A 22915-nucleotide genomic window follows, 5' to 3' on the forward strand; every position below is an offset into this window, starting at 1 on the left:
TCTTTGCCGTTTATCTGAGCAGACATTATACCTGGAGCTATGAATTAAGGGGCCATAAAAAAGCGGATTTTGAGCATTGTAAGCGTGTGGGCGAAATGGTTTGCTGAACATGTTCTGTAAGGCGATCTCAGCCCCCAACCCATTACGTGAGTATCTCAAGTTTCCGTATGTATGCTAAAATTTTTGTAGCTGCAGATCGAAAATTCCCCTTTAAAATTTCAGTACGTTAGCCAAAGCGAGCGAATATGGGTAATATTCCACATAAGCAGATAGTCCTGAAAAGATACCCCGCATGGCTTTGGTGCGGAAGTTTCTATCTGGCGACATTGAATTGCTCTGCAGATGAAATAAATCTGTATTCAATTAACACTGGCTCATACGTTTATCATCTGACAAATAATCACGGACAATACACGGAGAACTTTGAAAACAAGTTTATATCCGTGGAGCGGAAATTCTCGGATACGTCGAAATATAGTGTTGTGCTAGGCACAATGAAAAACAGCTTTAATGACAGATGTCTGGCCGCCGGCGTAAGAAGAGACTGGGCTGGATGGAATAACGGTTGGGTTTTTAAGGGAATCTATGGATATGTAGGCGAATTTTTCTTTGATACTTTCGATGATTGTGGCGACCATGGTTCATACCATGATTTTAAAAAAGTAACAGGGATAGGTTTTTCTCCCTACATATATCATGGATTTCAGTATAATTTTACGTCTTATTTTGGTATGGATGTGGGTATTATCATCCCCTCCGTTTTTGTCATCACGGCCCAATGGAGCTTTAGATAAATCCGTCAACCATGTGTGCAGTGCTGTAACTGCCCGTAAGGGGAACCGCCCCACCGTCTCAACCGGAGGGGCTTAAATTACCGCTGGTGCACGCTCAAAACCACAAGCTAAAAACTATACGTCACCTTCAAACTCCCCGTAGGTGACGTTTTGCGTTGCACAATCGGGCTGTCCCCTGCATCCCCCGTCAGCTGCGTCACACCCGCTGAGGCAAGTACGCTCCAGCGCGAGGTGAGCTTGTGGGTCCAGTCAAGGTTCATCGACCAGGCATAAATCCCGGCCCCGGCGTCATGTCGGGCAAAACCCGATGCGGCCGATTGGGCGGCGTTTACCCCGTAGTACGTCTGCATATACTTGTCCGATCCCCAACTGCCGGTCAGCGCCAGCGCCACCTCATTTTTTGGTGAGGTGTAGAACGGGCTGGAAATACCAAAATGTACCGCTTCACCGTTGTCTCTTTCAGAAACCGGTACCTCAGCCTGCAGCTGCAGATGAAGCCAGTCGGTCACCTTATACTCAAGCCCGGGCACTACGATAGCCGAGCCTTTAATCTTCCCCATTCCTCGCAGCTCGTCGCTGCCGGAGCCGATCGAATCGCTGCTCACGTCTTTATCTTTACGGCCCGTTCTATAGCTCAGCGCTGCGCTGTAATCCAGGTTGCCGATGTTGTTACCGTAACCGATCCCTCGCGTGGTGCCGATAAAGAAGCCATTTTCCATTGAATAATCCACTACCTGAGCCGCTGAGACGCGGGTTTTATCTGAACCCGAATAGCGTGGTCCTACGTCCACGCCGCCCCCCAGGGTTAAGACGTTACCCTGCCGCTGTTCTCCCGCCAGTACAGGCGTAGCCAGTAACGCCAGAACGACGCCCGGGACGATGGTTTTCAGGCAGCGGCCCGAAAGTAAATGAGGGAACGTATGACGCAGTTCGATGTTTCTCATTAAGGAAGTCCTTATGGATTCAAATGATGACGATGCATGCGGTTAACCGCCAGAACGCCCATTTTGAATACTCACCCTAAGGTTCTTATGAGCCGAAAATGAAGAAACGCTGAAGCGCAAGCAGGTGCTGTATACCAGGCTGATTTCCTGATACCGTTTTTTTCTTAAGATGTTCTTCATTCACGGTTGATACCGTTACCAATGTGAAAATTCTACTAATCGAAGACGACCTGGATCTCGGCAATGGCGTACGTATCGCTCTCTCAGATCAAGGGTTTGACGTCATATGGGTTCGCCGTAAAGAGGATGCGCTGCATCAGCTTGACGTCTGCGTGCCGGAACTTATTTTGCTCGACCTCGGCCTGCCCGACGGAGATGGCATGAGCCTGATGACGCGTTTGCGTCAGCAGCTCAAGGGGATCCCGGTCATCATCCTGACGGCGCGAGGAACATTGCAGGATCGCCTGCGGGGGTTGGATGCCGGCGCGGACGACTATCTCGTCAAACCTTTTATTCTCGCCGAGCTGCTGGCGCGAGTGAGGGCTCTTGCACGGCGCAGCTACGGTTTTGAGAATGAGGCGATAGAAATTCGCGGGCTCTCTCTTCATATACCGACGCGTCGCGTGACGGTGAGCGCGCGCCATATCGATTTAACGGCCAGTGAATACGCGCTGCTGGAGACGTTGATGCTGCGCGCGGACCGCGTGCTGACCCGGCGGTTTCTGGAAGAAAGGATATTCGGCAACAAAGAGAACCTCAGCAACGCGCTCGACGTGCATATGGGAAATTTACGGCGAAAAATCGGCGACGGCTATGTGCGAACGGTCCGGGGCGTCGGGTACGTTATTGATACCGTCTCAATACAGAAGGTGACCGGTTGATGCAAAACGTCTGGTATCACCTGAGGCGACCGACGCTGGTACGGCGAATTATCATCGCCCAGATGCTGCTGCTTACCCTGCTGTGGTGTCTTTTTTTAACCTTCATTCTGTGGGAGGACCTGCGTAGCCCTCCTATCATCACGGGCAGCAAAACGTACGAAACCGTTTTTACCCTGGCTGAGCGTATGGACGGACGCCCGCAGGACCGTACCGCCGTGCTGGAGGCCTTCAGCAAGGCGCTGCGTGAAGGTTACGGCGGAGGGGAAGATCCCCTGCTGTCGATTAACCTCATCGTTCGCAAAAATAATACCGTTATTTTTTCATCCGACGGAGCACCCGCAGGGGTAACAAATACTCGACAAGGTGAAATGGAGCACGTTCAAAGTGAAGGTCGCATCTGGACCAGCCGAACCCTGAAATCGCCCCACTCCGACGTGGAGGTAACCCTTTTCACCCCTGCCAGCGGCTGGAACTTCTTTATCTACCTGAACTCGCGCGGATACTACATTCTGCCGCTTCTGGTTTGTTTCCCTTTTCTGCTGTTTCCCGCATGGCTCTCCATCCGCATTGCGATGCGTCCATGGAATAAGGTGGTCAATGAAATTACGTTACGCACGCCGGACGATCTCTCTCCGTTAAAAGCCGTACCGAAGCACAGAGAGCTTCGCCAGATGGTGGACGCGATCAATGACTTCCTTGCCCGGGTGCGTGAAAGCGCGGAAAGGGAGCGAGTTTTCATCGCGGATGCCGCGCACGAGCTGCGTACGCCCCTCGCGGCGATGCGCATCAACGTGGAGGCGCTGCAGTCCTGGGTCATCAGCGAAAGCCAGCAGGAGCTGCTTGCCGGCGTGATCCGCAGCAACAGCCGCGCCGCGCGTCTCGTCAATCAGCTTCTGCTGATGATGCACAGTGAAGCGAGTATTGATACGGTCATGGAGCCCGTGCCGCTGACGACCCTCGTCCAGGAGCGCATGGCCGAGCTTGAACCCTTAGCGTCTGCGCGCAGGATCGAGCTGGAATTCTTTGCCGAGGATGAAGTCTGGATCCCCGGCGCCAGGGAACGCCTGGTGTCGCTGATTGATAATCTTATTGAGAATGCGGTGAAGTACAGCCCCGAGGGCGGGCGGATTCAGGTCGACGTGCGGGCGGGCGATCGCGTCGTCCAGCTGCGCGTCTCCGATGCGGGCCCTGGTATTCCGGTCGAGCTGCAGGAGCGCGTGTTCGACCGCTTTTTCCGCGATCCCAATCAGGTGCAGAGCGGCAGCGGGCTGGGGCTTGCCATCGTTAAAGCGGTGGCGCAGCAACACAACAGCAGCGTAAACCTGACAACCTCTGCAGAAGGTGGCCTCCTGGTGACGGTAGACTTCCCGAACCGCACGTTTAGCTAAAGCAGAACAGGGGGTTTGATCGCAAATGCCGCAGATTGCTTCAAAAAAATTACCGTGTTTGTTATATTGTTGTTTATTGCTTATTCACCTCTGCGGTGCCAAAAAGAACAAGATTCACCGCAACCCAGGACAGAGAAATGTTAGATTACCGCTTCCCGACAGCTTTGCAGATGGTTCTCAGCGTAGCGATGGCGGAGCAATTGGGTGAACGTTCGACGAGTGCGATTCTGGCCTACGGTCTGGAAGCGAACCCGAGCTTCATCCGCAAATTGATGGTTCCGCTGACGCGAGACGGCATTATCGTCTCAACGCTTGGCCGTAACGGCTCCATTCATCTTGGTCGCCCGCCGGAAGAGATCACCCTGCGCGACATCTACCTTTCGGTTATCGAAGATAAAAAGCTGTGGGCCTCCCGCCCTGACGTGCCGGCCCGCTGCGTGGTCAGCGCCAACGCCTGCTGGTACTTCAAATCAATTTCTGAAGAAGCCGAAGAGGCTTCGTTAGCAGTACTGGCCCGCCATACCGTGGCAAGCGCCCTGGAAGCGGTGAAAAACGCCGACAGCAGCGGATGGGATCCACTCCCCGACCTTATTGCCCAGTATCAAAAAACGTCATAACGTTTTACCTGATGCGAAAAAAAACCGCCTTCACTATGAAGGCGGTTTTTTATTATCGGCAACGTCCTTACGCGGGCAAAACGTCCCTTTCCTCTTTTTTCCCACGCGTCACGAACTTACGCAGCGTCACGTAGAACACCGGCGTCAGGAACAGACCAAACAGCGTCACCCCAAGCATGCCGGAGAATACCGTGATCCCCGTGACGCCGCGCACTTCTGCGCCAGCGCCGTGGCCGAGGATCAGCGGAATGGTCCCGGCGATAAAGGCGATGGAGGTCATCACAATCGGGCGTAAACGCAGGCGGCACGCCTCCAGCGCGGCCTCCATGATGCCTTTGCCCTGAATTTCAAGCTCGCGGGCAAACTCCACGATAAGAATGGCGTTTTTACAGGCCAGCCCCATCAGCACCACCAGCCCCACCTGCACGAAGACGTTGTTATCGCCCCCGGTCAGCCAGACGCCAAACAGTGCGGAGAGCATGGTCATCGGCACGATGAGGATCACCGCCAGCGGCAGCGTCCAGCTTTCATACAGCGCCGCCAGCACCAGGAACGCCAGCAGCACCGCCACCGGGAAGACGATCAGCGCCGTATTGCCCTGAGTGGCCTGCTGGAAGCTCAGATCCGTCCATTCAATGTTCATCCCGTTTGGCAGGATCTGCTTAGACATCGCGTCCAGCTGCGTCATCGCCTGCGCAGATGAGAGCACGCGCGGGTCGGCATCGCCAATCAAATCCGCCGCCGGATAGCCGTTATAGCGAATCACCGGATCCGGCCCGTAGGTGGTCGTGATTTTCACCATACTGCCAATCGGCACCATTTCGCCCTGGCTGTTGCGGGTGCGCAGATTCGCAATATCTTCCACGCTGTCGCGGAACTGCCCGTCGGCCTGCGCCATCACGCGCCAGGTTCGTCCGAACTGGTTGAAGTCATTGACGTACGACGACCCCAGATAGGTTTGCAGCGTCCCGAAAAGATCGGTCAGCGACACGCCCTGCGCTTTCGCCTTATCGCGGTCAACCTGGACGTCCAGCTGCGGAACGTTAGCCTGATAGGTTGAGATCGGGAAATGCATTCCCGGGGTCTGCATAATCGCACCGGACATGGTGTTCACCGCGTTTTGCAGCGCGCCATAGCCCAGACCACCGCGATCCTGGATGTACAGGGAATAGCCCGACCCCTGACCCAGCCCTAAAATCGGCGGCGGCAGAATGGAGAAGCCAAAGCCCTGCTGGATTTGCGCGATTTTCGCATTAATTTCCGCATTAATTTCCGCAGCGGAATGTTTACGCTGATCGAACGGCTTCAGGCCGAAGAACACCGTCCCGGTATTCGGCGTATTGGTGAACTGTAGCGCGTTCAGCCCCGGAAACGCGACCGCATAGTCCACGCCTTCGGTATTCATCCCGATTTCGCTCATTTTGCGGATCACCGCGTCGGTACGCGCCAGCGAAGAGCCTTCCGGCATCTTCACACCGCCAATCAGGTAAAGCTTATCCTGCGTAGGAATAAACCCGCCGGGCACCGCTTTAAACATGACGCCTGCGGCACAGAGCAGCAGCAGATAAACCACGAATACCGCGCCGCGTCGTCCCAGCGTTTTACCCACCAGCCCCTGATAGCCGTTTGAGCTGCGGAGGAAAAAGCGGTTAAACGGACGGAAAATCCAGCCGAACAGACGATCGATAAGCCGGGTCGGGAAATCTTTCGGCGCGCCGTGCGGCTTTAACAGCAGTGCCGCCAGCGCCGGAGAGAGCGTCAGCGAGTTAATAGCGGAGATCACCGTCGATATCGCGATCGTCACCGCAAACTGCTTGTAGAACTGACCGGTAACGCCCGACAGAAACGCCATCGGCACAAACACCGCGCACAGCACCAGCGCAATCGCGATAATCGGCCCGGACACTTCACGCATCGCCTGGTGCGCGGCCGCAAGCGGCGCAAGCCCCTCTTCTATGTTTCGCTCGACGTTTTCCACCACCACGATGGCGTCGTCCACCACGATACCGATGGCGAGCACCAGCCCGAACAGGCTGAGGGTATTCAGCGAGAAGCCGAGCAGGTAAAGAATGCTGAAGGTACCCACCACCGATACCGGCACCGCGATCAGCGGAATGATCGACGCGCGCCAGGTTTGCAGGAACAGAATGACCACCAGCACGACCAGCACCACGGCTTCCAGCAGCGTTTGCACCACCGCACGGATCGAATCGCGCACAAAGACCGTCGGATCGTAAGGTGCCGCCCACTTCATGTCCGCCGGGAAGCGCGTCGACAGTTCGTCCATTTTCGCGCGCACCGCGTTAGACAGATCGATAGCGTTCGCCCCCGGCGACTGGAAGATACCAATCCCGACCGCGTCTTTATTGTTCAGCTGGGAACGCAGGGCATAGCTCCCGGAGCCCATTTCAATCCGCGCCACGTCGCGCAGGCGGACGACAGTACCGTCCTGCGTCGTTTTCAGGACAATATTGCCAAACTCTTCTTCGGTGTGCAGACGCCCCTGGGCGTTAATGGAGATCAGGAAATCACTCTCTTTCGGCAGCGGCTCGGCGCCAAGCTGACCGGCGGAGACCTGTACGTTTTGCTCCTGCATCGCCGTGACCACGTCCGAAGCGGTCAGCCCGCGTGCCGCCACTTTATTAGGGTCCAGCCAGACGCGCATCGCGTATTCGCCTGAGCCGAAAATCTGGATCTGGCCGACGCCGGGCAGACGCGCCAGCTCGTCCTTCACCTTCAGCGTGGCGTAGTTGCGCATATACAGCGAATCGTACTTACCGTTTGGTGAAAACAGATGCACCACCAGCGTCAGCGTGGGCGACTGCTTCTGGGTGGTAATGCCCAGACGCCGCACGTCTTCCGGCAGACGCGCCTCGGCCTGCGCGACGCGGTTTTGTACCTGAACCTGCGCCTGATCGGGGTCAGTCCCCGGACGGAAGGTGACGGTGGTCACCAGCACGCCGTCCGAGCCCGCGACGGATTTCATGTACATCATGTTCTCAACGCCGTTGATCGCCTCTTCCAGCGGCGTCGCCACGGTCTCGGCAATCACTTTCGGGTTAGCGCCCGGGTACTCCGCACGCACCTGCACGCTTGGCGGCACGACGTCAGGGTATTCGCTCACCGGCAGCAGCGGGATGGCGATTAGCCCTGTGATAAAAATCAGAATCGACAGGACGGCAGCAAAGATCGGCCTGTCGATGAAAAAGCGGGAAAAGTCCATGGGTTGGATTCTCAGGTCAAGGGATCAGTTGAGGGTGCTGGTGGCGGTCATGGCAACGGTTTTGGCGTTAACCGGCATACCCGGCATAAACACTTTCTGTAAACCCTCGACGATGACTTTGTCGCCAGGATTCAGCCCCTGCCGCACGATGCGTAAACCGTCTGCCAGACGACCCGGCGTAATGTCGCGACGCTGCGCTTTCCCCTCTTTATCGACGATATAAACGTATTTACGATCCTGATCGGTCAGCACCGCCTTGTCGTCAATCAGCGTGGCTTTGAATTCCGCGCTGCCCGGCAGGCGTACGCGGGCAAACAGTCCCGGCGTGAACTGACGCTGTGAGTTATCCAGCAGCGCGCGCATGCGGATTGTCCCGGTGCTCGGCGTAAGCTGGTTATCCAGGAAATCCACTTTGCCCTGATGGGGATAACCCTCCTCACCCGTCAGGCCAATCTCAACCGGCAGCGCCGTGTGATTGCTGGACGCCCCCTGCCCGCTGCGGGCCAGATTTTGATAGTGAAGATAGGTTGACTCGTCCACGTCAAAGTAGACGTACACCGTCTTCTGCGAGACCAGCGTGGTGAGGACGCTGGCGGTATCGCCCGCAGTCACCAGGTTCCCGCTGGTGATCAGCGCCCGGCTGGCGCGACCGTCGATAGGCGCGGTCACTTTGGTGAAGTCCAGGTTGAGCTGGGCTGCGTCAACCGCCGCCTGCGCGGCGCGAATGTCGGCCTGCGCCTGAACGGCAGCCGAGCGACGCTGCTCCCACTCTTCCCGTGAGACCAGATGGGTATTGATCAGCTTATCGGTACGGTTAGCCTCACTTTGCGCCAGGCTGGCCTGCGTTTTGGCTCTTGCCAGGTTCGCCTGCGCCTGTTCCAGCGCGGCGCGATAGGTACGGTCATCAATAGTGAACAGCACCTCGCCCTTCTTCACTTCCTGGCCGTCGGTGTAATTCACCTTATCAATGTAGCCGGAAACGCGCGGGCGCAGCTGAACGCTCTCCACCGCTTCAATCCGGCCGTTAAAGCTATCCCACTGGCTAATCGATTTCACCACCACGTCAGCGGCACTCACGGCAGGCGCAGGTGGCGCGGCATTTTGCGCGACGCTGTTATCGCATCCGACGAGCAGCACGGAGAGCAATATTGCCCCCAGCGCGCTCAGAGGAGAGTTACCCCAGGTTTTTTGCAGGCTCATTATTTTTATTCCAGTAATTGTCGCCACCGGGCAAGACGCAGCAGGAGGCACCGCGCCACTTCCTTTGTCCGGGGGCTGTCTTCAGGCCATTTGTGTCGTTCATCGCCACAAAACTGTAACAGTTGCGAATACACTATTCGCGGCGATTGTAGGAAGGCGCTTAACTAAGTGCAAGAATAATTGTTGCACTTTATGTGCTATTTGAGCGGATGTGAAAAGACCCGTTTCGGTCAGGGATTTAAATGCAACAATAAAACTTGCAATTACTGAAAAAACGCGTCACCTTTAAATGCAACAGACAAAGATACTTTTTCATCCGCTGCGTGGGGGTAACCAGATGAACACTGGCGCATTTATGCATGATTTACTCGACTGGATCGACAACAACCTGGACAGTCGCCTGGACATTGAGACCGTCGCCAGGCGTTCCGGCTACTCGAAATGGCACCTTCAGCGCCTGTTCAAAGAGCATACGGGCTATCCCCTCGCCGGGTATATTCGTGCGCAAAAGCTGCAAAAATCGGTTGAGCGGTTATCCCACAGCGACGAACCGATTCTGAACGTGGCGATCGCGCTGGGCTTTGACTCCCAACAGTCCTTCAACCGCAGCTTTAAGCGTCAGTATGGTCAGGCGCCTGGGGCATGGCGGCGCAGTATAGGTGGCCCCGAAACGCAGCAGCTTCGCCAGTAATGCATATTTTGCTGCAACATCGAACCGGTGCTGGTATGCTGTATATAAACACAGTATAGCGAGGTGCACGATGGCTGTTGAAACAAAATTTGTTGTCGTAAGAAAAGGTGAAGAGAAAATGACATTTGCCAGTAAGAAAGAGGCTGACGCTCACGACAAGCTGCTTGATATGGCCGACGCGTTCACCGACTGGCTGTTGCAAAGCGGAATGCAGATGGATGAAACGCAGGCTGAAAATCTTGGCCTGTATCTCGCCGAGCAGAAAGAGACCGTGCAGCATATTCTTCGTACCAGCAAGCTTCCCGATCTCACTGCTCCAGCGGTAGCGGATAAAACAGAATCCGATGCGGCTGACACGAAAAAAATTAGGGCTGTGAAAGCGGCCTGATTGCCAGAAAACGTTATTAACGATCCTGTAGCCGTAAGCAGACATCTGCTTGCGGCTTTTTTTATCCTGAACATGAAAAGAGTAAAGGAGATGGCGTGCGGCAAGGAATGAAGGAAAAGATCATCAGGATCTGTGATTCAAAAATCGCCGCTAAGGGAAGCGATGTTGGGCTTTCGTTTTATGCTTTTTTTGCTAATAAAAACGACGATCCGGCACTGCTTATGGAAGTGGCGCACTGGTGGATTATGGAGATGAAGCTCGACCATTTTGAAAAGGCTGAAAAGATTAGAAACCTCGTCTCAGCCCTTTAACACGCTAAAGCGGAATAGCCGGTAACAACCCTCGATGGTCTTTAACGAGGTGTAGTTAGCAAAGTTATAAAAAATTTAAACAATCAAGCAGGAAAATAAATTATATTAATATTCCTTGTAAAGCTTTAAACTTCGAATGAATACTTTCCACAACGTGGAATAAATCGTTATCGAATTCTAATTTAACGAGATTGAAAATGAGAAAGAATAGAATTATCTTCCTCCGAAAGTACAATATATCTGCTTTTTAAAAGCGATAGAATGGTATCACTCTATCGCTTTTCCAATTATGAAACTGATTCTGCTGAAGAACCCTTACTCTTTAAATAATTTAATATAAATGAATTGAATTCTTTAAATATATCGTCAATTTCTTTTTTTGTAGCCGCTGCCTTTCCGGGTGATGAGATTTCATTAATCTTCCAGTTTCTACATTTTGCTCTTGAATAAGAACCCCAATCTATAAGTGGGCATGACTCAATAGATGAGAATAAAGTTATTTTCTCGTTTGAGTGCATAAGGGCTAGATTGATAGATATGGAATCCAAAATTCTGAAATCATCTTTCGGAGTAAACGTTACTTGCCGAATTCTACTTTCAGAGTCGTTATCAGTCATTGTTTGAAATAAGAAACCAATGAGTGGCTGGAGATCTTCATTATTGTTATTCTGAGTGGGAGGAATAGTCGGGTTCGTGACAGATTGTGAGCTGTTTGAGGCCAATGGATTTGTAACGCTTCTTCTATATCTCGGCGTGGCAAAATAGGTGTGTTTGTTATTTTTTAACCACTCCCCTATCACCACTTCATTTGGTAGCGGTTTTTTCTCGCTTGCATTAACTGAATATGTGTAAAATGCAGATATTTTTTTTGATAATGATTCTATATTTGTGTCTATTGAGGCTATGTATTTTTTTAAAGATTCTGAATTAAAAATATTTTCTTTTGTTTTTTCTTTTAACTTCGCTTCCAGATCTTTCAGGAATGCATCATCATTTTCAGATGTTTTATCGCTATTCTTTATCTCTATTCCGCTGGCATACTCTGATATTAAGTTACCATAAATAAACTGTTTCGTGTCAGCATCTATCTCACCAAAACCTTCATCAAAAGAACCTTGCATTACAAAAACAGGGCGCTGTTCTTTTTTTGAAAAATCATCCGCAAGTCTATTAACTAAGTGGCGATATTTTATCTCTCCTTCTAACTCAAATAGTGCTTGAAATATTGACTCCGAAAAATCACTATATTTTGTATTAGCGAAAGACAGTTGATCATTTCTTGATGAAGCCATTACATACACGTTGTTAAAACCGCTATTTTCGTAATGTTTTTTGTCCTTTGATACAACTTCTAGGAATTTATCCCTTTGGTCAATTGCATTCTTTATTAATTTACTTCCGCTAAAGCATGCATCTATAATTTTAACATATGTTACAGGAGAAATATCTCTTGCCAAATCGTCAATAAAATCAGATGAAATAGTTGTTTCATTTATTCTGTTCTGAGAGTAATCAGAAAAAACCAATCGTGATTCACTACCAGCTCCACCTGTATCATGTGAAAGACCATGGCCTGTAAAATAAAAGAAAAGCTCATCGACGTTTAAACTTTTTTCTTTTATTTCTTTAAAAAAGTTTATTAGTTTATCTGACGCTTCCCTTCCGCTTGCCTTTCCAGAGAGTTTGAGAGTATGTAGCGGCTTCTTAATTCTGGATACGATTTCAGACGTTAACTCCATATCATTTTTACACTGAGGTAAATTTGACTCTGTTGACCCATAATCTGAAATACCAATAATAATTGCAATGTTTACCTTTTCAGATAACGGCTCATCTGCAATGGTCTTTTTAGATATTTGTTGGGTTTGCCCTAGAATTTGATTTAAGTTTGATGATTCTAAACCAGCAATAACATCAACAAAATTGCTAAGCTTAGTCATTTTTGATTCTATGGGTTTAGACATAGCATGTATCCTTAAAGCTATTGATTTAAAAAGAATGAACAAAGTGGTGCAGATGAAATTATACGATAGTTGCTTTAGTTTTGATAGATATGACTTGAATAAAAAACCACTGAATCTATAGAACTGATAAGATGAACTTGAGAATAGTGACTTTTCATATCTACCAATAACCATTACCTACAGCGGTTTTCTCACTGCTTAGCATTCCTGCTACAGAGTTTTTTTGTCATCAGGTTATTAGCGAGCCCCGTTACGCCCTACATGGTGATCAAATCCTCCTTGTCGACTGAAAGGCATCGGGTCTAAATTAGACCAGTAGACATGGTTAATTTTATTTGATAAGAGAGATGCCCGTTTCTAGCGCTTAGCCGACGTAACCTTACCTACACCCACAGCCACCAGCCACCAGCCACCAGCCATAAAACCTGGTAGCTATACAAACACGCCATGCTGTTACGTTAATACGTGTTTACCCTTTAACAAGGAAATACGCATGACCCCACATCCGCTACGCCAGATAATCGAATCCTGCGACCACGCCATTACCACCAAAAACTATGACGCGCTGATGGAATACTACGCCGAAGACGCGGCTCTGGTAGTTAAGCCCGGCATGACGGTGAAAGGCAAAGAAAACATCCGCAACGCGTTTATTGCCATCTCGGATTATTTCCAGGACCAATTGATTGTGGAACAAGGAGAGTTGCAGGTGATCGAAGGTGGCGGCAATGCCCTCGTTATCATGGAAACCGTTCTGCGTTTTCCTGATGGTCAGGGTGGGACAACAGAAATGTCGCGTCGCGCGACCTATGTTTTTCGGCAGGAAAGCGACGGTCGCTGGCTTTGTACCATCGACAACTCGTACGGTACGTCGCTTCTGGATACCGGGAACCGATCGCGTTAATCACGGTTTCAAAGGGGCGCTGCCGCCCCTCCACGCCAGCCCCTTAATGCGCAGTAATGCGCGGCTCCTTCACAAACTCAGCCAGCAGCCACACCATATCGTGCAGCAGGCCCGTTAGCTCTTTCGCTAAGTGAGCGGGCAGCGTTCCACCCATAACCGCTTGCGTCAGCGCCAGAACGTAGTCCACCTGAGTCAGGGTATCCTGCCAGCAGTCCGGCACGCAGGAGTTGATTTTCTCACCCATGATCAACTGTTCAATCAGGTATGGCGGAAGATCGACATCACAGAGTTCACGCAGCCTGCGCAGGGCCTGAAGGAGACGCTCGCACAGCGCTGTACGGCTCGCGACATCATCGGTTTCGACCAGCACGCTTACCAGCGCGGCGCAGTTGTCGGCGACGTCAAAGAGATCGGCATCGGCCGGAAGCGGTCGGGAGATACGTTGCAGAATGACGTTTTCGTCAGACGGGAGATAAGTCAGAGTTGGGATAGTCGCCATCCAAGGCTTCCTTCTATATGGAGTTTATTTAAACACCCTTTGAGTTCCTACGCTCGGGGGGTAGCGCTGACAGAGGTAGGAATACCGCCCATATAGAAAACGGCCAGCCTAACGGCTGCTCCGTCAGCGCCACCGTTATTGTAACGAGATCGGCACTGCTGCGACATACGTAATGTCACTATATGGTTGACGGGTTCCTACGCCCGATTGCGGATGTGCCGCAACGCAGGCACTTTACGACCGCGCCCCGTAGAGGAAAAGACAAAACGCTGAATTTCATAAGGTTACTTTGCGGTTTGCGAGGCGCCTTCCAGAAACATTCACCGGGGCCACACAGAGCACGCCCCACCAAATTTTGCCCCAACCTCACCCGTGCAACTGGTGTATTGTTTTTAGACAATTCATTCCTCTAAAGGACACCTGCGCAATGATCACCATCCTCGGCAAAACCACCTCCATCAACGTTCGTAAAGTGCTCTGGACCTGCGAAGAAGCGGGCATAACCTATCAGCAGGAAGATTACGGCAGCGGTTTCGCCTCGACGGAAACGGATGCCTTCCGCGCCCTGAACCCCAACGCCATGGTGCCGGTGCTGATTGACGGTGATTTCGTGTTGTGGGAGTCCAATTCCATCTGCCGTTATCTGGCGCGCAAGGCCGAACGTCACGATCTGCTGCCCGCAGAACCGCAGGCCTGCGCCAACGTTGAGCGCTGGATGGACTGGCAGGCCACTGAATTTAACAACGCCTGGCGCTATGTCTTCCCGGCCCTGGGGCGTAAAAACCCGGACTTTAACGACCCTGAGCGCATTGCGGCAGGAATCAAGGAGTGGAACCACTGCATCACCATTCTGGAAAACCAGCTGCAGCGCACCGGGGCTTTTGCGGCGGGCGAGACGTTTACCCTTGCGGACGTGGTGCTTGGGCTGTCGGTGAATCGCTGGAAAATGACGCCGTTTGATAAGCCAGACGTACCCGCCATTGTGGCCTGGTTCGAGCGCCTTAACCAGCGTCCGGCATTTTTGCGTCACGGCAATAACGGCATGGTGTAAAACTTAATGCCTGAATGAATACCGCAACGGGGCTGTTTTATTTAATTACGAAACCCTGAAAGTCATCAGAGGGAATAATAATTAAGCTCTATCCTGGACAGCCCGTTGAATCGCTTTGCTAGCCTGAATAGGCAGGCAAAGCTCAACCCGGAGGTATTCTTGCTGATAAGACTCAAGAAAGAACGAACGCATAAGGAGGATCGCCGGCTTGCTCTCTGGCTGGCGACCTCGGCAGGTTTGCTTAACGCCATCGCCCTTGGGGCATTTGGTTTTTTTCCCTCACACATGACCGGCAACACCTCACAGTTATCCAGCGAAGTTTCTTCTACCGATCTGAGCGATATTATTTTCTTCGGCTCGATCATTCTCTCATTTGTGGCTGGCGCCATTATTGCGCGCACGATCGTCATATGGGGTATTATCCATAACGTCAGGCTGGTTTTTTGCCAGATCCTTTTTGTCGAGGGGATATTACTGACCGGCGTTTCCTTCTACGAAATGTATTTCCATGCGCTCAACAGCAACCGCGAAATTATTCTTTTTCTCTGCTTTCTGATGGGCATTCATAATTCCACCTCCACGCAGCTTTCCGGCGGACGGGTAAGATCGACGCACATTACCGGCACGCTAACGGACGCGGGGATTTCCCTGGCCTCCGTAATGGTGGCGATGCTGCGCAGGGATTACTCCAAAGATACGGCGGCACAAAAAAGTCAGCTAAAAACCCACTTAACCACCCTGTTTTCCTTCATTACGGGCGGTATCGCGGGGCTGCTGCTGTTCCGATGGATTGGCTTCAACGCCATGCTGGCGCTGGGGTTGATGCTTGCGGTTGTAGCCGTGGTATCAATTATCACCGTCTCGTCGCGGGTTCGACGAGTGCGTGCCACTCTATGAAGGTAGTGCCATATTTTCGGTGTAAGAGCTCTTTCGATGTGACGTTGTCACATCGAAAGATTCGCTTTAGGACTATTCTGCCCGCTACACAATCAGCCCTTACGCCATAAGGCTTAACACCAGGTTGTCACTGTTTTCATAGGGTTACTGATTTTACCCCTTCGCTGGAACCCTTCCCAAACGCTTGCTATAGGTGAAATACCCCTGCCGAAACATGGCATAACAACAGGCAACCGGTGGTTGCTATAACGCATGCGCACAGGGAGACACACCGCAATGCACCCATTACTCAAACGTTCGCTGCTGTTTGTCGGCGCCATTATCGTGGTTCTCGCCCTCCTCGTCTGGGGGATCGGGCTGGAAACGATCAAGGCGCGTAAGGTTGACCTGATCTATCTCGGGCAACAGCATATGATTCTGGTTTTCTCATCAATGTTCTTTGCCCTGCTGGTGGGTATTCCGGCGGGTATTCTGCTGAGCCGCCCGGCCGCGCGGGGAATCTCCGAATATGTGATGCAAATCTTCAACGTAGGCAACACGCTGCCGCCGCTGGCCGTGCTGGCCCTGGCGATGGTGGTGATTGGCATTGGCGATACGCCCGCCATCATCGCCCTGTTCCTCGCCTCGCTGCTGCCGATCGTGCGTAATACTTATGCCGGGCTGTGCTCGGTCCCGCCGTCGCTGCTGGAAGCGGCAAACGGGATTGGCATGACCAAATGGCAGCGTCTGCGTCAGGTTGAGCTGCCTGCCGCCTGGCCGGTCATGCTCTCCGGCATTCGCATTGCGACCGCCATTAACGTCGGTACCGCGCCGCTGGCGTTCCTGATTGGTGCCAGCAGCTACGGCGAGCTGATTTTCCCCGGCATTTATCTGAACGATTTCCCGACCCTGATCCTCGGCGCGGCGGCCACCGCCCTGTTCGCCCTGATCCTCGATACCCTGCTGGCGGCGCTGGGTCGCGTGATGAGTCCCCATCTCGCTCGATAACAATAACAAGGAGCTTTTATGAGACTGTTTTCCGGCCTGACGGCGCTGTGTGCCGCGGCGCTGTTCACCAGCCAGGCGATGGCGGCCCCGCTGATTCTGGCAACCAAGAGCTTTACCGAGCAGCATATTCTCTCGGCGATGACCGTGCAGTACCTGCAAAAGAAAGGATTCCAGGTTCAGCCGCAAACCAATATCGCCACGGTGATTTCCCGTAACGCGATGATCAACAAGCAGATTGACATGACCTGGGAGTACACCGGCACGTCATTAATCATCTTTAACCACATCAACAAGCGCATGTCGCCAGAGGAGTCTTACGAGACGGTGAAACGTCTGGACGCGAAGCACGGTCTGGTCTGGCTCAAGCCCGCCGACATGAACAACACCTATGCGTTCGCCATGCAGCGCAAGCGCGCCGAGGCGGAACATATCAACACCATGTCGGAGATGGTGGCCAAGATTGAGCAGATCCGTAAAACCAACCCGGACAAAAACTGGCTGCTGGGTTTAGACCTGGAATTTGCCGGGCGCAGCGACGGCATGAAGCCGCTTCAGGCCGCCTATAAGATGGACCTGGACCGCCCGCAGATCCGTCAGATGGACCCCGGTCTGGTCTATAACGCGGTGCGCGACGGCTTCGTCGACGCCGGACTGATTTACACCACCGACGGGCGCGTGAAGGGCTTCGACCTCAAGGTGCTGGAAGATGATAAAGGCTTCTTCCCGAGCTATGCCGTCACCCCGGTAGTCCGTAAGGACACGCTGGAGGCCAATCCGGGCCTGGAAGAGGCGCTCAACACCCTCTCTGCCCAGCTCAACAACGACGTTATCACCGAACTGAACAAGAAGGTGGATATCGACCATCAGTCACCGCAGCAGGTCGCCCGCGATTTCCTGCGTAGCAAACAGCTGCTGTAGGAGGCACTATGGAGACGATTCACTACATTCTGGACAACTGGGACTACCTGTTAACCCTGACGCTGCAGCATCTGTGGCTGGTGGCGCTGGCCGTAGGTTTAGCCATCATCATCGGCGTACCGCTCGGCATTCTGATTGTTCGCCACAAGTGGCTGGCAACGCCGGTGCTGGGGATTGCCACCATCGTGCTGACCATTCCGTCCATTGCGCTGTTTGGCCTGATGATCCCGCTGTTTTCGCTGATCGGTCAGGGAATTGGCGCCCTGCCCGCCATCACGGCGGTATTTCTCTACTCGCTGCTGCCGATCGTGCGTAACACCCATACGGCGCTCGACAGCCTGCCGCCTGGCCTGCGTGAAGCCGGACGCGGCATCGGCATGACCTTCTGGCAGCGCCTGCGCTGGGTCGAAATCCCGATGGCGCTGCCGGTGATTTTCGGCGGGATCCGCACCGCCGTGGTGATGAACATCGGCGTGATGGCGATTGCCGCGGTGATCGGCGCGGGCGGTCTGGGCCTGCTGCTGCTCAACGGCATCGGCGGAAGTGATATCCGCATGTTGATTGCGGGCGCGCTGATGATTTGTCTTTTAGCGATTGTGCTCGACTGGCTGCTGCACCGTCTGCAGGTGGTTCTGACTCCAAAGGGGATTCGATAATGATAAAACTGGAAAACCTCACCAAACAATTTTCACAGAAGCACGGTCAGACCTTTAAGGCCGTCGACAACGTCAACCTGAACGTGCCCGAAGGGGAAATGTGCGTCCTGCTGGGCCCGTCCGGCTGCGGGAAAACCACCACACTGAAGATGATTAACCGCCTCATTACGCCGAGCAGCGGGACGATCCTGATCAACGGCGAAGACACCAGCGGGATGGACACCGTCACACTGCGCCGCAACATTGGCTACGTGATCCAGCAGATTGGCCTGTTCCCTAACATGACCATCGAAGAGAACATTACCGTCGTGCCGCGCATGCTGGGCTGGGATAAAGCGCGCTGTAAAACCCGCGCCGAAGAGCTGATGGATATGGTGGCGCTGGATCCGCATAAGTTCCTGAATCGCTATCCGCGTGAGATGTCCGGCGGCCAGCAGCAGCGCATCGGCGTGATCCGCGCCCTGGCGGCGGATCCGCCGGTACTGCTAATGGATGAGCCCTTCGGCGCGGTGGACCCGATCAACCGCGAGGTGATCCAGAACCAGTTCCTGGAGATGCAGCGCAAGCTGAAAAAAACCGTCATGCTGGTCAGCCACGATATCGATGAGGCCCTGAAGCTTGGCGACCGTATTGCGGTGTTCCGTCAGGGGAAAATCGTGCAGTGCGCCAGCCCGGACGAACTGCTGGCGAAACCGGCGAACGAGTTTGTTGGCTCGTTTGTCGGTCAGGACCGCACCCTGAAGCGCCTGCTGCTGGTCTCGGCGGGCGACGTCACCGACCAGCAGCCGACCATTACGGTGCGGGGCTCTACTCCGCTCCCTGAAGCCTTTGCGACCATGGATGATAACGATATTCGCGCGATTACCGTAGTTGACGAACACGGCAAACCGCTGGGCTTTGTGAAGCGTCGCGAAGCGCGTAACGCCAGCGGAACCTGCGCCGACATCCTGCATCAGTTCCGCATGACTGGTAAAGCGGAAGACAACCTGCGCGTGGTCCTGTCACGCCTGTATGAGAGCAACACCAGCTGGATGCCGATAGTGGATGAGGACGGGCGCTACAACGGCGAGATTTCTCAGGACTATATTGCCGAGTATCTGAGTTCAGGTCGTACGCGCCGGGCGCTGAATATTCACACCGACAGCTAACCTTTCTGGCCGGGCATCGCCCGGCTTTTCCGCACGCATACCTTTTGCTAACCCCGCGATTAGCCGCCACAATATCGTATCTTTCCCGTTTACTCGCGACTCATGCAACGTCTTCATACTTACCCCGACATCCGCGCGATGTTTCGTCGACTGCTGATTGCAACCGTCACCGGCGTGCTGGCCGCGCTGGCCGTTGCGGTGTTCCGCCACAGCATGTATCTGCTGGAGTGGCTGCTTCTCAGCAACGACAGCGGCAGCCTGGTGAATGCCGCCGCGTCGCTCTCACCCTGGCGGCGCGCGCTGACGCCCGCGCTGGGCGGGCTGGCTGCCGGGCTGCTGCTCTGGGGATGGCAGCGCCTGACCGCCCAGCGGCCTCATGCCCCTACCGATTACATGGAAGCGCTGGAGACGGGCGACGGTCAGTTTGACTACGGCGCCAGCCTGGTGAAATCTCTTGCCTCTCTGCTTGTCGTTGCCAGCGGCAGCGCCATCGGGCGTGAAGGGGCGATGATCCTGCTTGCTGCCCTCGCCGCCTCCTTTTTTGCCCGGCGCTTTACGCCCAAATCCGAATGGAAGTTATGGATCGCCTGCGGCGCAGCGGCCGGGATGGCCAGCGCCTACCATGCTCCATTAGCCGGAAGCCTGTTTATTGCGGAGATTCTGTTTGGCACCCTGATGCTGGCCTCGCTCGGCCCCGTCATTATCGCGGCGGTGGTGGCGCTGCTCACCACGCAGCTCCTGGCGCCGGGTACCGGCACGCTCTACGCGGTCCATTTGAGCGGCACACTCACCGCAGCCGATTATGCCCTGCTGGTCGCCATGGGGCTGCTGGCAGGGCTTTGCGGACCGCTGCTGATGGGGTTGATGGCATTCAGCCACGGTCTTTTCCTGCACTTAAAACTCTCGCCTCCGTGGCAATTAGCGCTGGGCGGTGCGATCGTTGGGCTGCTGTCTCTTCTGACGCCGAAGGTGTGGGGGAATGGCTACAGCGTGGTTCAGGCTTTTCTGCTCGCGCCGCCGCTGCTGTCGGTGATTGCCGGGGTGTTCATCTGTAAATTGCTGGCAGTGCTGGCGAGCAGCGGGTCGGGCGCGCCGGGCGGGGTGTTCACGCCCACGCTGTTTGTCGGCATGGCAACAGGCATGCTATTCGCGCAGTTTTTCGCGCTGTGGCTGCCGGGTTCTGAAACGGCTATTTTGCTGGGGCTGGCAGGGATGGCAACGCTACTCGCCGCGACCACGCATGCGCCCATTATGTCGGCGCTGATGGTCTGTGAAATGACCGGACAGTATTTTTTACTGCCCGGTTTGCTGGTCGCCTGCGTGGTGGCGTCCGTATTGTCGCGGACGTTACGCCACGACTCGATCTACGGTCAGCACGCCACCGAGGGCAGAGAGATCGATGTACTGCGCTAGCTCGCGCTGCTCGGCGCGTGGCAAATAAGGCAGCTCGCCGACTAATGGGCCAGGCAGTTTGGTGCTCAGCACGTCAATAATCTCGGCGTAGTGCGCCAGGCCCGGGTTGATGCGGTTTGCCACCCAGCCAATCAGCGGCAGGCCGTCATTGGCAATCGCCTGCGCCGTCAGCAGCGCGTGGTTGATGCACCCTTCCTGGATCCCTACCACCATTACCACCGGAAGCTGCTCCTGCACAACCCATTCAGACAGCGGGCGCAAATCATTCATCAGGCTGCGCCAGCCGCCCGTCCCTTCAACCACTACGTGGTCAACCTTCTCGCTCAGGTTCGCCAGTCCGTCGGACAACAGGGGATAATTAATCAGGCCGCTGTGCGCCACGCTGCTCTCCTCTTCGCTTAACGCGATGGGATTGACCGCGTGATAAGGCAACTCCAGTGACGAGACGCTTTGCAGCACCAGGGCGTCTTTATTACGCAATCCCTCTGGCGTCTCTTTACTCCCTTTTGCGACCGGTTTGTACCCTGCCACGCGTTTACCGCTTGCTGCCAGCGCCTGCAGCAATGCGCGGGATACGACGGTCTTGCCGACAGAGGTATCTGTACCAGTAACAAAGAAACGCTTAAGCATGACTCACTCCACCTCTTGGGTATGCTTCGAAAATATAAACCAGGTAAATAATTCAGTGGAGGAAGTCTACGGGATGCGTACGCTACCCGGCTTGAGATAGCGCAATTTTTCTTACATCAGCGGAAAAGAGTTAACCCTGTAGCAGGCGGATCAACAGCGAGCCGTTATACATGGCATCTTTGACCAGCGCCGCGCCTGCCATCGTGCCCTGGTTGGAAAACTGGGTGCTTTCTACCGCAATATTTTTGCTGTAGGCAGGAAGCGACTGCTGATGGATACAGGCCGAGATCGCCGGGAAGAGGATTTCCGCCGCCTGGCTCAGCGGTGAGCCAATGAGGATTTTTTGCGGATTGAAGAGGTTCACCATAATGGCCAGAATGCGGCCAACGTTATTCCCTACTCCAGTAATAATGTCCTTCGCCAGCAGATCGCCCTGGCGCGCGGCGGCGCAGAGAGAATCCACCGTTAAGGGCTGTCCGTGCAGCGAGGAGCTCATGGACTGGCTGAGCCTGACCTGCGCCAGTTCCAGCACGCTTTCCACGCTGGCAATGGTCTCGAGACAGCCGTGGTTCCCGCAGTAGCAGCGCTTGCCGTAAGGGTCGACCTGGGTATGTCCGATTTCCACCAGGCTGCTGCTTCCGGCGTGGAGAAGCCGTCCGTCGGTAATCACCCCCGCGCCGACGTTATGGTCGATAACCACCTGAATCACATCCCGCGCGCCCCGGGACGCGCCGAACAGCGCTTCCGCCATCGTCCAGGCGCTGATGTCATGCTGAATATAGACCGGCACGCCGGTATGGTTTTTCAGCACCTCTCCCAGCGGCATCTCTTTCACATCGTCGTAGAACGGCATGCGGTGAACAATACCATTTTCGGTATCAATAATACCCGGCATGGTGATGGCGATCGCCGTTAAGCGTTCAAGGCGCTGCTGATGGCGGATAAAGAAGCGATCGATGTGCGAGACTATCGCCTCAAGGAGCGACTCCTCGGCGTTGAGCGGCAGTTCAAGACGGTCTTCCACCACCAGCTTGCTGCTCAGGTCGCGCAGCGCAAGGAAGATCTCCCCCCGGCTGATGCGCAGCGACAGATAGTGCCAGGCCTCCGTCTCCACCACCAGCCCAACGGCCGGACGGCCACGGCTGCCCGGCTCCTGAATTTCCGTCTCCTGAACCAGGTGTGCTTCCAGCATCTCGCGGACTATCTTGGTGATACTGGCAGGTGCCAGCTGTGCCAGGCGCGAAAGATCGATACGCGAAACCGGACCAAGCTGATCAATCAGGCGATACACCGCGCCAGCGTTGGTCTGCTTAATCTGATCAATATGCCCTGGCTGACTATCCGCGACCACCTCGTACTCCCTTATTTTCGAGCTTCGAAATAAACTGTTGGCTATGGTGAAGCACTTGTA

At 54.1% G+C, this 22915-nt stretch carries 22 protein-coding genes; 15 read left to right on the top strand and 7 right to left on the bottom strand.

Going from position 1 to position 22915, the window contains the following annotated elements:
• Positions 1 to 245 precede the first annotated feature (245 nt).
• On the top strand, positions 246 to 794 hold the full coding sequence (locus AC4IBF_RS11660) for a hypothetical protein (RefSeq protein ID WP_252092833.1): 549 nt from the start codon (positions 246 to 248) through the stop codon (positions 792 to 794).
• 107 nt (positions 795 to 901) lie between these two features.
• Here AC4IBF_RS11660 and AC4IBF_RS11665 read toward each other — a convergent pair whose 3' ends face one another.
• The gene (locus AC4IBF_RS11665) at positions 902 to 1738 is read right to left on the bottom strand and encodes a MipA/OmpV family protein (protein WP_252092832.1); all 837 of its coding nucleotides are present in this window, start codon (positions 1736 to 1738) and stop codon (positions 902 to 904) included.
• Between the two features lie 203 nt (positions 1739 to 1941).
• Between AC4IBF_RS11665 and AC4IBF_RS11670 the strand changes: the two genes are divergently transcribed.
• The 3 genes from AC4IBF_RS11670 (at position 1942) to oqxR (ending at position 4624) form a co-directional block, all read left to right on the top strand.
• Positions 1942 to 2619 carry a response regulator gene (locus AC4IBF_RS11670; protein ID WP_111965744.1) on the top strand — a complete coding sequence of 226 codons (678 nt, stop codon included), beginning with the start codon at positions 1942 to 1944 and terminating at the stop codon, positions 2617 to 2619.
• Positions 2619 to 4007, top strand: a complete 1389-nt coding sequence (locus tag AC4IBF_RS11675) for a sensor histidine kinase (protein WP_136194777.1) — start codon at positions 2619 to 2621, stop codon at positions 4005 to 4007. Before AC4IBF_RS11670 ends, AC4IBF_RS11675 begins: the two co-directional genes overlap by 1 nt.
• 137 nt (positions 4008 to 4144) lie before the next feature.
• A complete protein-coding gene (gene oqxR, locus AC4IBF_RS11680) occupies positions 4145 to 4624 on the top strand; it encodes an efflux pump transcriptional repressor OqxR (protein WP_029739386.1) in 480 nt (159 codons plus the stop codon).
• Positions 4625 to 4691: 67 nt separating this feature from the next.
• Here oqxR and oqxB read toward each other — a convergent pair whose 3' ends face one another.
• On the bottom strand, positions 4692 to 7847 hold the full coding sequence (gene oqxB, locus AC4IBF_RS11685) for a multidrug efflux RND transporter permease subunit OqxB (protein ID WP_325813409.1): 3156 nt from the start codon (positions 7845 to 7847) through the stop codon (positions 4692 to 4694).
• A gap of 24 nt (positions 7848 to 7871) precedes the next feature.
• Positions 7872 to 9047: a multidrug efflux RND transporter periplasmic adaptor subunit OqxA gene (oqxA, locus tag AC4IBF_RS11690; RefSeq protein WP_491462832.1), complete on the bottom strand. Its 1176-nt coding sequence runs from the start codon at positions 9045 to 9047 to the stop codon at positions 7872 to 7874.
• A 337-nt stretch (positions 9048 to 9384) separates the two neighbouring features.
• Here oqxA and AC4IBF_RS11695 point away from each other — a divergent pair, with 337 nt between their 5' ends.
• From AC4IBF_RS11695 to AC4IBF_RS11705, 3 genes are all read left to right on the top strand, one after another.
• Positions 9385 to 9738, top strand: coding sequence for a helix-turn-helix domain-containing protein (locus tag AC4IBF_RS11695; protein WP_115874926.1), 354 nt, complete (start codon positions 9385 to 9387; stop codon positions 9736 to 9738).
• A 70-nt stretch (positions 9739 to 9808) separates the two neighbouring features.
• Positions 9809 to 10126 (top strand): YebG family protein, encoded by a 318-nt coding sequence (locus tag AC4IBF_RS11700; protein WP_059365166.1) that lies wholly within the window; start codon positions 9809 to 9811, stop codon positions 10124 to 10126.
• A 95-nt stretch (positions 10127 to 10221) separates the two neighbouring features.
• Positions 10222 to 10437, top strand: coding sequence for a DUF6500 family protein (locus AC4IBF_RS11705; RefSeq protein ID WP_491462833.1), 216 nt, complete (start codon positions 10222 to 10224; stop codon positions 10435 to 10437).
• Between the two features lie 287 nt (positions 10438 to 10724).
• Here AC4IBF_RS11705 and AC4IBF_RS11710 read toward each other — a convergent pair whose 3' ends face one another.
• The gene (locus AC4IBF_RS11710; protein WP_491462834.1) at positions 10725 to 12401 is read right to left on the bottom strand and encodes a caspase family protein; all 1677 of its coding nucleotides are present in this window, start codon (positions 12399 to 12401) and stop codon (positions 10725 to 10727) included.
• Between the two features lie 493 nt (positions 12402 to 12894).
• On the opposite strand from AC4IBF_RS11710, the gene AC4IBF_RS11715 reads away from it, so the two are divergent.
• Entirely contained in the window at positions 12895 to 13305 is a 411-nt protein-coding gene (locus AC4IBF_RS11715) for a YybH family protein (RefSeq protein WP_248173764.1), read from the top strand.
• A 43-nt stretch (positions 13306 to 13348) separates the two neighbouring features.
• Here the strand turns inward: AC4IBF_RS11715 and AC4IBF_RS11720 are convergent, their stop codons facing one another.
• Positions 13349 to 13804, bottom strand: coding sequence for a hypothetical protein (locus AC4IBF_RS11720; RefSeq protein WP_491462835.1), 456 nt, complete (start codon positions 13802 to 13804; stop codon positions 13349 to 13351).
• A gap of 427 nt (positions 13805 to 14231) precedes the next feature.
• Between AC4IBF_RS11720 and AC4IBF_RS11725 the strand changes: the two genes are divergently transcribed.
• The 7 genes from AC4IBF_RS11725 (at position 14232) to clcB (ending at position 20874) form a co-directional block, all read left to right on the top strand.
• Complete coding sequence (locus tag AC4IBF_RS11725; RefSeq protein WP_288459464.1) at positions 14232 to 14855, top strand: glutathione S-transferase family protein; 624 nt, start codon at positions 14232 to 14234, stop codon at positions 14853 to 14855.
• Positions 14856 to 15014: 159 nt separating this feature from the next.
• Positions 15015 to 15752: a YoaK family protein gene (locus AC4IBF_RS11730; RefSeq protein WP_133294297.1), complete on the top strand. Its 738-nt coding sequence runs from the start codon at positions 15015 to 15017 to the stop codon at positions 15750 to 15752.
• A gap of 276 nt (positions 15753 to 16028) precedes the next feature.
• Positions 16029 to 16739, top strand: a complete 711-nt coding sequence (gene osmY / locus AC4IBF_RS11735) for an osmoprotectant ABC transporter permease OsmY (RefSeq protein WP_133294296.1) — start codon at positions 16029 to 16031, stop codon at positions 16737 to 16739.
• A gap of 18 nt (positions 16740 to 16757) precedes the next feature.
• Positions 16758 to 17657, top strand: a complete 900-nt coding sequence (gene osmX, locus AC4IBF_RS11740) for an osmoprotectant ABC transporter substrate-binding protein OsmX (protein ID WP_048030685.1) — start codon at positions 16758 to 16760, stop codon at positions 17655 to 17657.
• Between the two features lie 8 nt (positions 17658 to 17665).
• Positions 17666 to 18313 (top strand): osmoprotectant ABC transporter permease OsmW, encoded by a 648-nt coding sequence (gene osmW / locus AC4IBF_RS11745; protein ID WP_006808875.1) that lies wholly within the window; start codon positions 17666 to 17668, stop codon positions 18311 to 18313.
• Positions 18313 to 19461 (top strand): osmoprotectant ABC transporter ATP-binding protein OsmV, encoded by a 1149-nt coding sequence (gene osmV / locus AC4IBF_RS11750; RefSeq protein ID WP_491462836.1) that lies wholly within the window; start codon positions 18313 to 18315, stop codon positions 19459 to 19461. The genes osmW and osmV overlap by 1 nt, the downstream gene beginning before the upstream one ends.
• A 102-nt stretch (positions 19462 to 19563) precedes the next feature.
• Positions 19564 to 20874: a voltage-gated ClC-type chloride channel ClcB gene (gene clcB, locus AC4IBF_RS11755; RefSeq protein WP_325848118.1), complete on the top strand. Its 1311-nt coding sequence runs from the start codon at positions 19564 to 19566 to the stop codon at positions 20872 to 20874.
• Here clcB and bioD read toward each other — a convergent pair.
• Together bioD and mlc are read right to left on the bottom strand one after the other, a co-directional pair.
• Positions 20809 to 21504 carry a dethiobiotin synthase gene (bioD, locus tag AC4IBF_RS11760; RefSeq protein ID WP_111965730.1) on the bottom strand — a complete coding sequence of 232 codons (696 nt, stop codon included), beginning with the start codon at positions 21502 to 21504 and terminating at the stop codon, positions 20809 to 20811. The two genes, clcB and bioD, sit on opposite strands and share 66 nt — an antisense overlap.
• 130 nt (positions 21505 to 21634) lie before the next feature.
• On the bottom strand, positions 21635 to 22855 hold the full coding sequence (gene mlc, locus AC4IBF_RS11765; protein ID WP_111965729.1) for a sugar metabolism global transcriptional regulator Mlc: 1221 nt from the start codon (positions 22853 to 22855) through the stop codon (positions 21635 to 21637).
• Between the last annotated feature and the right edge of the window lie 60 nt (positions 22856 to 22915).

The organism is Enterobacter sp. Taxon_8, assembly GCF_058354585.1.